Annotated in this window: 10 protein-coding genes; 6 read left to right on the forward strand and 4 right to left on the reverse strand. The window is 45.3% G+C overall.

Annotation, left to right across the window (positions count from 1 at the left end; all coding sequences use genetic code 11):
- Positions 1-44: 44 nt before the first annotated feature.
- Both ACQY73_RS15005 and ACQY73_RS15010 read right to left on the reverse strand, forming a co-directional pair.
- The gene (locus tag ACQY73_RS15005) at positions 45-896 is read right to left on the reverse strand and encodes a cupin-like domain-containing protein (RefSeq protein WP_428667464.1); all 852 of its coding nucleotides are present in this window, start codon (positions 894-896) and stop codon (positions 45-47) included.
- 43 nt (positions 897-939) lie between these two features.
- Positions 940-1,776 carry a cupin-like domain-containing protein gene (locus ACQY73_RS15010; RefSeq protein ID WP_428667466.1) on the reverse strand — a complete coding sequence of 279 codons (837 nt, stop codon included), beginning with the start codon at positions 1,774-1,776 and terminating at the stop codon, positions 940-942.
- Positions 1,777-2,184: 408 nt separating this feature from the next.
- On the opposite strand from ACQY73_RS15010, the gene panC reads away from it, so the two are divergent.
- The 5 genes from panC to ACQY73_RS15035 all read left to right on the forward strand — a co-directional run bounded on the left by panC (position 2,185) and on the right by ACQY73_RS15035 (position 5,886).
- A complete protein-coding gene (gene panC, locus ACQY73_RS15015; RefSeq protein ID WP_428667468.1) occupies positions 2,185-3,090 on the forward strand; it encodes a pantoate--beta-alanine ligase in 906 nt (301 codons plus the stop codon).
- 86 nt (positions 3,091-3,176) lie between these two features.
- Positions 3,177-3,527, forward strand: coding sequence for an aspartate 1-decarboxylase (gene panD / locus ACQY73_RS15020; RefSeq protein WP_428667470.1), 351 nt, complete (start codon positions 3,177-3,179; stop codon positions 3,525-3,527).
- 30 nt (positions 3,528-3,557) lie between these two features.
- Positions 3,558-4,601, forward strand: coding sequence for a lysylphosphatidylglycerol synthase transmembrane domain-containing protein (locus ACQY73_RS15025; RefSeq protein WP_428667472.1), 1,044 nt, complete (start codon positions 3,558-3,560; stop codon positions 4,599-4,601).
- The gene (gene rfaE2, locus ACQY73_RS15030) at positions 4,594-5,079 is read left to right on the forward strand and encodes a D-glycero-beta-D-manno-heptose 1-phosphate adenylyltransferase (RefSeq protein ID WP_428667474.1); all 486 of its coding nucleotides are present in this window, start codon (positions 4,594-4,596) and stop codon (positions 5,077-5,079) included. Before ACQY73_RS15025 ends, rfaE2 begins: the two co-directional genes overlap by 8 nt.
- Positions 5,080-5,175: 96 nt before the next feature.
- A complete protein-coding gene (locus ACQY73_RS15035; RefSeq protein ID WP_428667476.1) occupies positions 5,176-5,886 on the forward strand; it encodes a zinc metallopeptidase in 711 nt (236 codons plus the stop codon).
- A 45-nt stretch (positions 5,887-5,931) separates the two neighbouring features.
- Here ACQY73_RS15035 and ACQY73_RS15040 read toward each other — a convergent pair whose 3' ends face one another.
- Entirely contained in the window at positions 5,932-9,597 is a 3,666-nt protein-coding gene (locus tag ACQY73_RS15040) for a gliding motility-associated C-terminal domain-containing protein (protein ID WP_428667478.1), read from the reverse strand.
- Positions 9,598-9,679: 82 nt separating this feature from the next.
- Positions 9,680-10,483 (reverse strand): pyrroline-5-carboxylate reductase, encoded by an 804-nt coding sequence (proC, locus tag ACQY73_RS15045; protein WP_428667480.1) that lies wholly within the window; start codon positions 10,481-10,483, stop codon positions 9,680-9,682.
- A gap of 399 nt (positions 10,484-10,882) precedes the next feature.
- Between proC and ACQY73_RS15050 the strand changes: the two genes are divergently transcribed.
- On the forward strand, positions 10,883-13,750 hold the full coding sequence (locus tag ACQY73_RS15050) for a prolyl oligopeptidase family serine peptidase (protein ID WP_428667482.1): 2,868 nt from the start codon (positions 10,883-10,885) through the stop codon (positions 13,748-13,750).
- Positions 13,751-13,829: the final 79 nt, after the last annotated feature.

Consider the following 13,829-nt stretch of genomic DNA (forward strand, 5'->3'; position numbering starts at 1 on the left):
AAGCCTATTTTGATCGTGTCGAAACCGATCCGGTCGACATTTTCTTATTTTTTTACCCTAAACAGATCACGTGCCTGGCAGTATTTTTTAGCCATTGATACATACATAAAAATGGCAAGCGCTTTCATTTTGTTGCCTTCCTTTTTCTCTTCCCAAACATCATTTCTCCAGCTATCGAAGTTCTTGGCATTTATTTGATCGAAAATAATCGAGATACTGGTTGAAAGCGCCTCCGCCGTATGCCATAATCCTTCGGGAATAAAGATGGTTTCACCCTGTTTCACGGTCACTATCACGGGAGTAGCGTGTTTAAATTCGGGGTGTTTTTCGTAGTCAGGGGAATGCCAGTTTACATCCGATATCCACTTATTCTTGGCGTTTGGATAAAGGTACTTGTCCTGTCCGCGCGGAAAAATGATAAAATTCTTATCTCCATACAACTGCGTCACCCACGCATTGGTATGGTAAAAATCAATGTGCAGGGTTTGGTATTTTCCACCCGGTCCGCCAAGAAACAACTCTGTCTCACTGCCAATGAGTTTTTTAGGAAAGATACTGCTTTCAAACCAGTTAGGAACGGCATAATTCATCCCCAACGGGCTAATAAGCTCTTCTATTTCAGGCAATTGATGGGCAACATTGTAAATACAGGGGTAGGGAGCGGGAGTTTCCGGCGTACTGTTTTCAATAAGATCAAGCAACTCTGTCATGGTGAAATCTTTACCATTAACACCGGTCTTTCGATCACCGAATTTCTCTCTGAAATAATCAGGTGTAAAAAGTCCGTTGGCCTTCCATGCTTTGGAAGCGTTCTTAAAAACAACAGGAATTCCCGGGTCATGAAATTCACGCATAAACTCTTTGTGCGAAATATCGCCCACCTTTTGAATCTGCATAGGGTATTCTAAATTATTTATTATCGAAGATGTGTATTCCTGTTTATTCGCTCATTCTGCACGCTTGCCCTGCCAACCACGCATATGTATAAATGGCTGAGGCTTTTATCAAGTTATTATCTCTTTTTTTGAAGGTCCAGACATCCTTTAAAAAATCATTGAAATTTTTGCTGTTCAACTGATCAAACGCAACCGAAATGGTAGGCGAAAGAGAATAGGCTGTATGCCATGTACCGGCCGGGATAAAAAGTGTTTCACCCGCACCTACCGTAAAATGAATGGGCGTAGCTTCTTTATACAATGGGTATTTTTCATAATCCGGTTTAAAGATATTCAATTCAGACCGCCACGGATCGTCTGCTTTTGGGTATAAAAGATGCTCTTGTCCACGGGGAAAAACGGTAAACCGCTTCTCTCCATAAAGCTGATTTATCCAGGCATTTAAATGATAATAGTCGAGGTGTAAATAAGGGAATTTACCCCCCGGGCCTCCTACGAATATCTCCGTAGCACTCCCCCAATACCCCCGTTGAAACCATTTACTTTCCAACCAGTTGGGGCTTGCGTAATTTAGATTGAGCGGTTGCAGCATAGAAAATAACTCAGGCAGAATTTCGGGTATGCTGAACAAAAACGGATAAGGAGCCGGGTTGGTTTCCGAGCTGTTTTCCACTCTGTCCATCACCTCTCTCATGGTGTAGGTTTTGCCTTTAAAGTCAGTAGTGCGGTCACCATAATTTTCTCTGAACCAATCCGGCGTAAAAACGCCATTGGCTTTCCATACTTTGGTAGCGTTTTTAAAAACAACCGGAATGCCGGGTTTATAAAATTCCTCCATAAACTCCTTATGTGAGATATCGCCTACTCTTTGAACTTCCATCGAATGTTTACAGTTAGGGTTGAGTGTTAATGAGCTTGAATTGCCCGTTACATTTAATTGCCAATCAGGATGATGCGATAAAATTAAGCATTTTTTCTCCTTTCAAAAGGTGTTCAACCTCATAAATATACCTTCAGACGCAGTAATCTTTCGGATTGCATTTGCTTTTTGGGATAAATAAAAAGAGTTTAAGGCTATTAATTTGCCATCGGTTGACTTCAGGCATACAAAAAACACACGGGGGAAACTGATCTTTCTCTTTTATTAAAAACAATGCAACCCGTACTTAAGCCGCCTCTTATCACGACCACATCTTTTTGCCAATCCAAGATGCGAAGAAAGCAACGGCAGTCCTGAAGGCGCTTTCAACCTAAATTATGTAGCTTTGCCCAAAATTCCGAAAGCGTAATGCAGATTTTTCATTCTATTGCCGAGCTTCGTTCTTACCTGCGTTCACAACGCCAAGAAGGTAAAACGATCGGTTTTGTGCCTACCATGGGCGCGTTGCACGAAGGGCATTTGTCGCTCATCGAAGCCTCTAAAGCGCAAAATGACCTCACCGTTTGCAGTATTTTTGTCAATCCCATTCAGTTTAATAACCCGGACGACCTTTCCCGTTATCCGCGCACGCTCGACGCCGACTGTGCCATGCTTGCACCTGCGGGTTGTGACGTGGTCTTTGCACCGTCTGCCGAAGAAATGTATGGACCTGCTCAAACGTCGGACAGATCGAGCCTATCTTCTGACGGTTCAAACCCGTCGGTCGCATATGCTAAACCTATCCTGAAATTTGATTTTGGTGAACTGGAACGCGTCATGGAGGGACAATTTCGGCCCGGGCATTTTAATGGTGTCGGCATTGTAGTTTCCAAATTATTCAACATTGTTCAACCCGACCGCACCTATTTTGGGCAAAAAGATTTGCAACAGGTAGCCGTCGTAAGACGTATGATGATCGACTTGGGTTTTCAGATCGAACTCCATCCCTGCCCCACCCTCCGCGAAGCCGACGGCCTGGCGATGTCGTCGCGGAATCGTAATTTAACGGCAGAAGAGCGCCCCCTTGCATCGCATATTTTCAAAGGGTTAACATTGGCCAAATCACTGCTGCTTTCGGGTACACCGCCGTCAGAAGTGAAACAGGAAATCAATCTGCATTTTGGCAAAGAACCTGCTTTTCGGTTGGAATATTTTGAGATCGTCAATGCGTATACGCTTCAACCCATTGATTCGCAGGCCCCCGAAGACCAAACCGCTCTTTGCATTGCTGCCTATCTCGGAAAAGTAAGACTCATTGATAATCTGGTTTTTTAGCGTGAACTTTGCATCCCAATTAAAAGTTTTTCAAGTGCCGTTCCCCATAAATAACGTTTTCCACTAATTGATAACTTTTTCTCTCAATGCTACTTACCCTATTTAAATCCAAAATTCATCGCGTCAAGGTCACTCAGGCAGAACTAAATTACGTTGGCAGCATCACTATTGACGAAGACCTTATGGATGCCGCCGGTATCCTCGAAAATGAACAGGTACACATCGTAAACAACAACAACGGCGAACGCCTTATCACGTATGTCATTACGGGTGAGCGCGGTACGGGTATCATTTGCCTCAACGGTGCCGCCGCCCGTAAAGCACAGGTAGGTGATGTGGTCATCATTATTTCGTACGGCGTGATGACCGAAGAAGAAGCCAAAACATTTAAACCCAAAATCGTTTTTCCCGACGACAACAATAAGCTCGTCCGCTAAATTGCGGGTGATAGATTTTTACCGAAAAGAATGAAAAATATCCTGAAATACTGTCTTTCGCTGGCCATTGCGGGTGGCTTGATGTGGTACATTTTTAAAGACATGGACTTGGCTGCCATGTGGGCAAAATTCGAAAATGCCAACCATTGGTGGCTCATCCTCGTCACGCTTTTTACCATTATTGCGGCTTGGAGTCGGGCTTCCCGTTGGAATATGCTGCTCGAACCACTCGGCTTTAAACCCTCTGCATTTGACTCCACAGTAGCAGTATTTACGGGATATTTTGCCAATCAGCTTATTCCCCGTGCGGGAGAAGTGACGCGTTGCGGCACACTTAACCGACTGGAACGCGTGCCGGTCAATGTGAGTTTTGGTACCGTTGTGGCCGAGCGTGTGTTTGATGTAGTAACGCTTTTATTGCTCATCGGTCTGGCATTTGTGTTGGAATTTAATCGCCTGAGTGACTTTTTCATGAGTCTATTCGGCGAAAAGTTGGGCATGGGCGCCGGAGATGGTTCCGGCCGACTAGTCCTTCTGGTAAGCGTTGCAGTAATAGGGATAGGCATTGCGGCAGCGGCTTGGTGGTTTTACCGAAAAAATGCAGAACGCCTGCGTCAGAATACTGTTTTTGCTAAGATCGAAGGGTTTGTATTAGGTTTGATCGAAGGACTTTTAAGCGTTCGCAAACTTCGAAACCCTTGGGCGTTTGTTTTTCATACCGTTCTGATCTGGGTCATGTACTTTCTCAGTTCTTACGTGTGCTTTTTTGTATTACCCGAATCCTCTCACCTTACTTTATTGGCGGGATTAACCATCCTGATCATGGGCGGTTTGGGAATGTCGGCACCCGTTCAGGGCGGAATCGGCCCCTATCATATTCTGGTAAGCAGCGCACTGGTATTGTACGGTTTGTCCAAAGAAGATGGTTTGGCATTGGCTACCTACATCCACGGCACACAAATGATTCTGATGTTGTTGTTAGGCGGTATTTCGTTCATTATCACGTTAGTCAAAAGCCCCAAAGCCGAAGATCAAACTACATTAACACATTCTATTCCAAGCAAAAATGTCTGAGACTGCCAACAAAATTATGTCATGGGAAGCCGGCGCAGAGGCTGCACGCGCATGGCAAGCAGAAGGTAAAAAAATTGTTTTCACCAACGGGTGCTTTGATATTGTTCATTTAGGCCATATCGATTACCTGGAAAAGGCCCGTAACCTGGGCGATAAGATGGTATTGGGGCTAAACACCGACGCATCGGTCAGCAAGTTGAAAGGACCGCTTCGCCCCGTGGTCAATGAGTACGCCCGGGCGCGCCTGATGGCGGCTTTGGCATTTGTAGATGCTGTCATTTTGTTCGGTGAACCTACGCCTTTGGAGCTGATTCAGACAATTTGTCCTGATATTTTGGTCAAAGGTGATGATTATACACCCCAAAACATCGTTGGCGCGGATTTTGTCGTAGAAAGAGGGGGAGAAGTGTTAACAGTTCCGTTGGTGAAAGGTTATTCCACAACTCTCTTGATTGAAAAGATAAAAAACAGCTATTAACCCTGATTTTAAGTAGATTTTGACGATTTCACGTTGCATTGATCGAAACGAAGATCCATTGATCCACCTAAAATCTGTAAAATCTAAGACACAAAAATGGGAGGTTTAATTGTTATTGGTATCGTGTTTATGGTCATTGGGATGTTTGTCCAATGGCGTTTGAAGAGTAAATTCACGGAGTATTCACACGTTGGACTCATGAACGGCATGAGCGGTGCCGAGATTGCCGACCGTATGTTGCGCGATAACGGTATTTATGATGTTCGGGTCACGCAAGTGGAAGGAATGCTTACCGACCACTATAATCCTGCCGATAAAACCGTCAACCTGAGTGCCGATGTGTATCAAGGACGCAGTGTTTCGGCAGCAGCCGTAGCCGCGCACGAGTGCGGTCATGCGGTGCAGCACAAAGTGGCATACGCTCCGCTGAAAATGCGCTCGGCTTTGGTACCGGCAGTACAGGTGTGCAGCAATATCCTTAATATTTTCAATATGGGGATGTTGTTTATCGGTGGTTTTATTTTCTATAACCAAGGTATTGTGAGTACTACCTTACTGACCATTCTGGTAGCCGCCAACTTAGGCGTAACACTCTTTGCGCTGATCACATTACCGGTAGAATTTGACGCCAGCCGCCGGGCATTGGCTTGGGTAGAGCAACGCGGCATTGTAAACCGCAATGAGCACGCTATGGCCAAAGATGCTCTTTGGTGGGCTGCCATGACCTACGTAGTAGCCGCTTTGGGTGCATTGGCCAACTTGTTATATTACGCAAGTTTATTGCTCGGAAGAAGAAGCGATGACTAATTGAATCAATAATAGAATAAAAAAAGCGGCTTTCGGCCGCTTTTTTTATTCTATTACCTGCACCCAACCTTTACATTGGACGGTTGTTGAGAGTTTCAATTGGTAGAAATAAGTACCGTTCAATACTCCTTTTCCCCAATCGTCCGGATAATTGGAATTGATGTAAACCTGCTTGCCCCAACGGTTATACACTTCCAATTGGGCATTGGGAATTCCAATGACAAACGTATCGTTTTTGCCATCACCATTGGGCGTAATGACGTTAGGGATCTTATCTAAATTCAGTACCGAGACGGTCTGCGTCACAGAGGTTGCACAACCAAAGGCTGAAAAAGCCCGCAACGTCACCTGATACGTTCCGTTTTGGGTATACGTAGCAATGGCCGGTGTAGCGTTCGAGCTGCGCGTTCCATTCCCCAGATCCCATTCAAATTTATTGTTGCCTGAGCTTCGATTAAAGTACTGCAATGTTGTCGGTTGCCCGCAAGTATAGATCGGCTCTATGTCAAAACGCACATTCTGCGGTCCCTGTTCTACGTGTACGGTTATAGTCCTTTTGGGATTACACCCATCAGCGTACGTTCCCGTCACGGTATAGGTAGTAGTTTGGGGAGGCTTGACGATTGGATTACGAACAGTGCTATCGGACAACGTTGCCGAAGGAAGCCATCGAAACTTGTTTGCCCCTCCCAAAGCGGTTAGTTGAACACTTTGCCCCGCACAAATAATCGTATCCGGAACCACCTTAAAATCCGTCTTGGCATCTTCGATCCTAACCGTTACACTTTTTTGCGGAAGACAACCATCGGCGTAAATACCTGTCACGGTGTAAGTAGTGGTTTGGATAGGTTTAGCCACTACTCTTGTTCCTACCGAATCACTCAAGGTTAATGAAGGATTCCAACGGTAGCGGGTCGCGCTGCCCAACGCCGTTAAAACGGCGCTTTGGCCTACGCAGATCACGGTATCTTTTAACGCCTGAAAATCCGCTTTGTCATTTCTTATATTGACCGTCACATTGCGTGTAACGGTACAATTGGAATCGGTTATGGTGCAAATAAACTGAGTGGTAGCGTTGACCTTAGCAATAGGATTGGCAATGTTGGGGTTGCTTAAACTTGCAGCAGGCGTCCATGAATACTTTAGTCCTCCCTGTGCTAAAAGCGGCACGCTTACGTTTCCGCAAACGGTGGTATCACCGCTTACTTTTGCCTTTGTAGTTCCTACTTTAATGATCTTTGTTACAACGTCTTGGCCTCGGCAAACCAACGGATTAGCGATTCGTAGTGTAACGCGGTATTCACCCGGCTGATTGAATGTATAGGTTGCTTTGACAGGGTCGCGCGAGATATTATTTCCCTGAATATCCCACGTATAGGTTCTTCCGCCAACACTCGTATTGATAAAGTCAAGAGTAAGCGGGGCGCATCCGGAGACCACATCTTTTTTAGAACCTTCGTAGGTATCAAAGTTGGCTACCATACGATCCACATCAAACTTAAAAGCAGCGTTGTTACAATCAGCATTGTTTCGGTTCACCGACCAAACGTTGGGTGTGGAAGGAAAATTGGCTTTTCGACAAACGCAGGTTGCCTGATAAATAACACCGTTTTTGGAAAAACGACTGGTTCCGCCATCTACGTGGTCGCCATCATCACTGTCAACGGTGCTTCCGATGAATGTACCGTAAAGCAACGATTTTGCCCCTTTTTCCAAAATCGCAATGTAAAAATTACTCCCGGTCGTGCTTCGTCTGAAAGCATCTTCCGTAGTAGGCAGGCCGAGTGTACTGCTTGCCAAATTATACGCATTGCGACTGTTGACTACTCCCCCCCATCCGGACAGATAAATATTGCCGCATTCATTGACTAAAAAAGCCGTAGGAGCAATGTCCGGATGCTTACGCGTTGAGCCGATGGTAGTGGAAAATACTGTGTGATTCAGGCTTTTATCAAGTGCATGAATAAATTGACCGGCATTTAACACACTGTATGTTCCGTCAGTGGTTAGATATTTACCAAGTGTAAGTCCAAAAACGTGGACATTTTCTTCCGCATCTACATCCACCAAATAACCTACATCGGCGCTGTCGGCACCCATATAGGTAATCTGTTCAAGCTGGTTATTGGTAAATTTGGCTAAGAATCCATCTTCCAGCCCTGACATAACTCTTTTGAAGGCACCTGTTTTTACGGGCAAATTAGAACTTCGGGTTACTCCTGTTACGTACAACGATCCGGAAGGTGCCCATTTGAGTCCATAGGCCGCATCGGCAGAGGTGCCTCCCAAATATGTACTCATCATCATCGTCTTCAGATCAGCACTTAACTTAAATACAACCGCATCTTGCCGGCCGCCGTATTGGCTTCCAACGGCATTTACCAGCGGAAAGTTGGAAGAGTTTGTTGAAGTAGCTACGTAGACGTTGTCTTTGTCGTCTACCACAACTTCTCCCCGAAATTCATCTCCGTAATTGGCAATCGTAAACTCAGGCGTACGGCTGTATCCATCGCTGCCATTTCCGCCCACGTACGTACTTCCCGTCAACATACTGCCGGTAGAATTTAATTTGAGCACGAAAATGTCCATGCCGTTATTAAACTCAAATCCGTTGAGAGGCGCAACGGGGATTCCGCCGCCAAAACGCGTCTGATACGCGCCCGAAGTAAGCGGAAAATTGAGCGATGATGTGGTTCCAAACACCACCAATTCATCTTTGCTGTTTACGATCATGCTATGTGGCACGTCGCAATCAGCGCCACCCAAGTACGTGCCATACAGCAATTTTGTCCCATCAGGGCTAAACTTGAGCAACCCAATGTCTATTTGTCCACCTGCCTGTCGCTGAAAAGCGCCCGTTGTGGTAGGGAAAGTGCCCGTGGAGTGAATGGTTCCGATAGAATACAGGTTTCCCTGTGCATCGTAGGTAGCGGCGTGGCCGAAATTATTGGCATAAGAACCCGAAAATGTAGAAAATACCAACTCAGGATCAATGGTCAACGGAGCGGTGCGGTCGTATCCTTTGGGAAAATCAAAGGACAGGTGTTCTCCCTCTAAACGGTACTGCGTCGCTACCTCTTTGCTTCGTTTATTGAGTTCCTGATATGTGTACGGCTTTGCTTCTTTGTATTGATTGACCGTCGTAGCCACTAAAAGCTCGTTATTGACCAATTTCAATTCCTTACTTCCTACATACCGCATTTTGATGCGCGAAGCGTCGGCATTGGGTGCTACTAAAAATTCGTATTTGAGCGTTTGCCGGAAAGCATACATCTTGAAATCAATGCCGGGATACACATCGCGGTAAACCACTTCGCCAAAAGAGGCCACATTGGATGCCCAATGTTTGGGATCATTACCCAAAAAATAATTGTAAGTAGTTGGGTTTTGGTGTTGCTCTTCGACATTGAACGAGGCATTGGCATCCTCAAAAAGCACTTCGACGGAGTGACCGTTCATTAGATTCGTTTTGCGGGCATTCGGTGCATCCCGCCGAGCATGAGGGCTTTTCAGGGCCTCTTCCTCGAAAAAAACATACATCAACGATTTTTCTTTCAGCAGCAAATACCCTCCCGGTATTTCGGCACAATAGCGCACGGCCGCATCCCACTGTCCCTGATTTCGCACAAACCGAACCGCTGCGGAATTTTGGGCCATTATTCCGTTGGAAATTCCCAGAAATAGTAAGGTAATCAGTAAAATTTGCTTCATACAGAAAAAACGAAAATGCAGCTTTTAAATTACGAAGAATTATGATTTTGGCAGTGAAACAAAGAGATTACTTTGCAGTTTTCTACCCTTTTGATAATTCCTTCGCTCGACGCTCCGCCGCCAAAATTCCCGTTTGAAGGGTCTTTGCCAGATTTCCTCCCTCAAATTCACGCAAAGCCGCTTCGGTGGTTCCGCCTTTGGAGGCTACGGCTTTGATCAGATCATCTAAACTCTTGTCCGCATTATTGATCAGATGAAAAGAGCCTAACATAGTTTGCTTCACTAACAACGTCGCCATTGACTCTTCAAAGCCCATTTGCTTACCGGCTTCCACCATCGCTTTGACCAAATAATAAAAGTACGCCGGGCCGCTGCCGCTCAACGCCGTAACGGCATCCAACATGGATTCATCTTCCAAAAATACTGATCGTCCCGTGGCATTGATGAGGTTGTCTACTTTCAACAACTGTGCAAAGCTCAATTCTTTGGAAGCCGAAAAACCGGTAATCCCCATGCCAAGCATGGCGGGCGTATTGGGCATGGCGCGAATAACAAGCCGATGGTTGAGCTTTTCCTGAATAGCCGCAATCGGAATTCCTGCCATGATCGACAATATCACCTGTTGCGGTTGTAACACATCGCGCAGTGCATCCTGCACCGCAGCAAAATCCTGCGGTTTGACCGACAGAATAACAATATCGTACTCGCCAATGTGTTTACTGATGGTTTCAATGACCACGCCCGTGTTCTCGGCACGCAGGGTTTCGGCGCGGTCGGCACTTTTTTCGATCAAAAGAAGGTTCTCTTTTTTTACCAGATCATACTGCAAAAACGATTTGGCAAAGGCCATGCCCATGTTTCCGCAGCCTACAATTGCAATTTTCATCGGTCGGGGGTAAGAATTGGTGGTTAAAGCGCAAAATTGGGGATATTTTGGCAATAAAACGCGATTTTGAGTAAGTTTACAAAAAAGATAAAGCGCATCTCAAGGGAACTGAAAAATGATAAACTGAAAAATTTAAAATGTAAAAGTGGTTTATTAATTCCCCTCTTGAAAAACAAGGTAATAACCTATTTTAAACTTATTTAGAAATACAATTTATCTTTATTCATGAATTCAAAACCCTGGAAACTCAACTTCGATTCTGCTCTTTGGAAGTTCGCGAAAGCAAATCATAGTTGAATTTTTCCGGTTCGTCGCAAATACAAGATAATTTTAGCAGGCTTTGCGTAAACTTCTGAAATTTACCTAATCAACAAACAATAACCACTTTTTGACTACACGATGAAAAAGTACGCACTACTTTTGTTACTGGCAGGACTGTCTACCACAGTCATTGCCCAAAAGAAAGCGAAGAAAACCGCTCCGCCTCCCCCACCCGCAGTGGTTAAAAAGCCCCTTACCCACGATGTTTACGATTTTTGGAAAGACATTCCCGAGCGTGTTGTCAGCAACAACGGACAATGGTTCGGCTACGCGCTCAATCCACAAGAAGGTGATGGTAAGATCGTATTTCATAATCTCACCACCAATCAGGCCGATTCAGTGGCGCGCGGTGAAGGCTTAAAACTAAGTACAGATTCGGAGTTTGCCGTTTTTAAGATCAAACCGCAACTCAGTCTGACAAAAGCCGCCAAACGCGCTAAGAAGAAAAAAGACGAAATGCCCAAAGATTCCCTGGGAATTTACGCGCTTTCAACCAAGCAGCTTATCAAATTCCCAACTGTTCAGTCCTTTAAATTACCCGAAAAAGGCGGCGATTGGGTCGCGTACTTGGGCGAAAGTGCCAAAGTAAAACCCGATACCTCTAAAAGAGCGGCAAGCAAACGGCCCAAACGCGAATCGGAAGACAATGGCTACCGTCTGGTAGTGCGTCAATTGAAAAGCGGCACCGAAAAAGTATTTCCGTTCGTGACCGAATATGAAGTCTCCAAAAACGGCAAGCGTCTGGCTTTCGCTTCAACGGGCGCTGATTCTACCAAAACGGGTGTTTACGTATTTGAGCCTTCTTCCAATAAACTGATTTTGATCCACGCCGGCGTACCGAAGCACAAATTCAAGAAGTTATCGTTTGACGAAAACGGCGACCAACTTGCTTTTGTGGCCGATCTGGACACTAACGCCAAAGTACAAATTCGTTTGCCTAAATTATTCTACTGGAAAACCGGCGACGCAATGGCTTCACGTTTGGTGGATGAAACCACGCAGCCTGCGGCCCAAGGATGGTTGGTGAGCAACGAATACACGCCTAAGTTCTCGAAAGACGGCGCTAAATTATTCTTTGGCACTAATCCCAAACCAATCATTCAGGATACCACATTGTTAACCGAAGAGATCGTGAATGTGGAAGTGTGGCATTGGCAGGATACAAAACTCCAAACGCAACAAAAGGTATCGTTGGACAGAGATCGGAAGAAATCGTATCTGGCATTGATCAACCTGAGTGATAAAAAACTCGTGCAGTTGGGCAGCGAACTCATTCCTGAATCAGAAATGATCAGCGAAGGAAACAGCGAATTTATCGTTGGTCACTCAGATGTACGTTATTCCAATCAACACTGGGATTGGAATTCGAAAGAAGATGCCTATCTCATCAGTACGAAGGATGGTTCTAAGAAATTACTCAAAGAAAAGATATACGGTAACGCCCGCGTATCTCCTGAGGGTAAGTATTTGTATTGGTTCTCAAACACAGATACTTCTTGGCTTGCCCATGATATTGCCGCCAATAAGACCATTCAACTCACGACCAATAAAGGCGTCAAGTTTTACGATGAAGAAGACGATCATCCCGACGTTCCGAACGCCTATGGAATCGCAGGCTGGAGCAAAGGCGACCAATTCGTGTTAGTAAATGACCGCTATGATATTTGGCAAATTGATCCGTTGAATCCCGGCAGTGCCAAAAAACTGACCAATGGTCGTCCCGAAAAACGGGTATTCCGCTACGAAAGGTTGGACATGGAAGAAAGAAACATTGAATTGTCGAAACCACTTCTATTGAGCACATTCCATGAGCCTACTAAACAAACAGGATTTTCGCAGTTATCGCCAGCTTTGCAGCTAACAAAATTGTATGAAGGCGATTTCAGCGTGGGCAACATCGTATTGAAAGCCAAAAATGCCGACCGTTATTTGTTTACCAAACAAACCTTCAAAGATTATCCCGATTGGTACGCGACCGACGGTACATTCAAGAACATAACACGTATCACCGAAGCTAACCCGCAGCAATCCAATTATTTATGGGGTTCGGTAGAAATAGTCAATTGGCGTGCAGGCGACGGCACACCTTTGCAGGGATTGTTGTACAAACCTGAAAATTTCGATCCTACCAAGAAATACCCAATGATGACGTATTTCTACGAGAAAAACGCCGACAATGTACACACTCACTACGCGCCTCGTCCCATTCGTTCATACATCAATTTCTCTTATTTTACGAGTAATGGCTACGTGGTTTTTGTACCTGATATCGTATACAAAACGGGCTATCCGGGTCAAAGTGCCTACAACTGTATCGTGCCCGGCGTATTGAGCATGATTGACAAAGGATTTATTGACAAAGACCGCATCGGTATTTCGGGCCATAGTTGGGGTGGTTACCAAACTGCCTATCTGGTCACACAAACCAACCTATTCAAAGCCGCCGAAGCAGGTGCCCCCGTGGCCAACATGACCAGCGCTTATGGCGGAATTCGTTGGGATACAGGACTTTCACGGCAAGCGCAATACGAGCGTACCCAAACCCGTATTGGTGGTACCCTGTGGGAAAAACCCATGCAATACATCGAAAACTCACCGCTTTTCCACGCGCCAAAAATCCAAACGCCCGTACTGATGATGCACAATGACGACGACGGCGCTGTGCCTTGGTACCAGGGAATTGAGTTTTATATGGCTCTAAAACGTTTGGACAAACCCGTTTGGATGCTTAACTACAACGGCGAAAAACACGGTTTGACCAAACGCCAAAACATGAAAGATTTTGCCGTGCGTTTGTACCAATATTTTGATCATTATCTCAAAGATGCGCCCGCACCATCATGGATGGAAGAAGGATTACCATTAGTAGAAAAGGGTATTAATCAACACCTTGCACCAACCGTCAAAGCAACCGAGGCTTCAAAACTCGGCGGCTCAGGAAAGTAATTTGCTATTGTTTTATAACAAAAACGGCGACCTCGAAAGGGTCGCCGTTTTTGTTAAAATTACCTGTTCAAAATTAGCT

Origin of the sequence: Runella sp. (assembly GCF_965279615.1) — a bacterium.
Lineage (GTDB): Bacteria > Bacteroidota > Bacteroidia > Cytophagales > Spirosomataceae > Runella.

Excerpts from the sequence above, each read along its gene's own strand:
- proC (WP_428667480.1), bottom strand. The coding sequence starts at position 10,483 with ATGAAAATTGCAATTGTAGGCTGCGGAAACATGGGCATGGCCTTTGCC.
- ACQY73_RS15025 (WP_428667472.1), top strand. The coding sequence starts at position 3,558 with ATGAAAAATATCCTGAAATACTGTCTTTCGCTGGCCATTGCGGGTGGC.
- ACQY73_RS15050 (WP_428667482.1), top strand. The coding sequence starts at position 10,883 with ATGAAAAAGTACGCACTACTTTTGTTACTGGCAGGACTGTCTACCACA.
- rfaE2 (WP_428667474.1), top strand. The coding sequence starts at position 4,594 with ATGTCTGAGACTGCCAACAAAATTATGTCATGGGAAGCCGGCGCAGAG.
- panD (WP_428667470.1), top strand. The coding sequence starts at position 3,177 with ATGCTACTTACCCTATTTAAATCCAAAATTCATCGCGTCAAGGTCACT.
- ACQY73_RS15040 (WP_428667478.1), bottom strand. The coding sequence starts at position 9,597 with ATGAAGCAAATTTTACTGATTACCTTACTATTTCTGGGAATTTCCAAC.
- ACQY73_RS15010 (WP_428667466.1), bottom strand. The coding sequence starts at position 1,776 with ATGGAAGTTCAAAGAGTAGGCGATATCTCACATAAGGAGTTTATGGAG.
- ACQY73_RS15005 (WP_428667464.1), bottom strand. The coding sequence starts at position 896 with ATGCAGATTCAAAAGGTGGGCGATATTTCGCACAAAGAGTTTATGCGT.
- panC (WP_428667468.1), top strand. The coding sequence starts at position 2,185 with ATGCAGATTTTTCATTCTATTGCCGAGCTTCGTTCTTACCTGCGTTCA.
- ACQY73_RS15035 (WP_428667476.1), top strand. The coding sequence starts at position 5,176 with ATGGGAGGTTTAATTGTTATTGGTATCGTGTTTATGGTCATTGGGATG.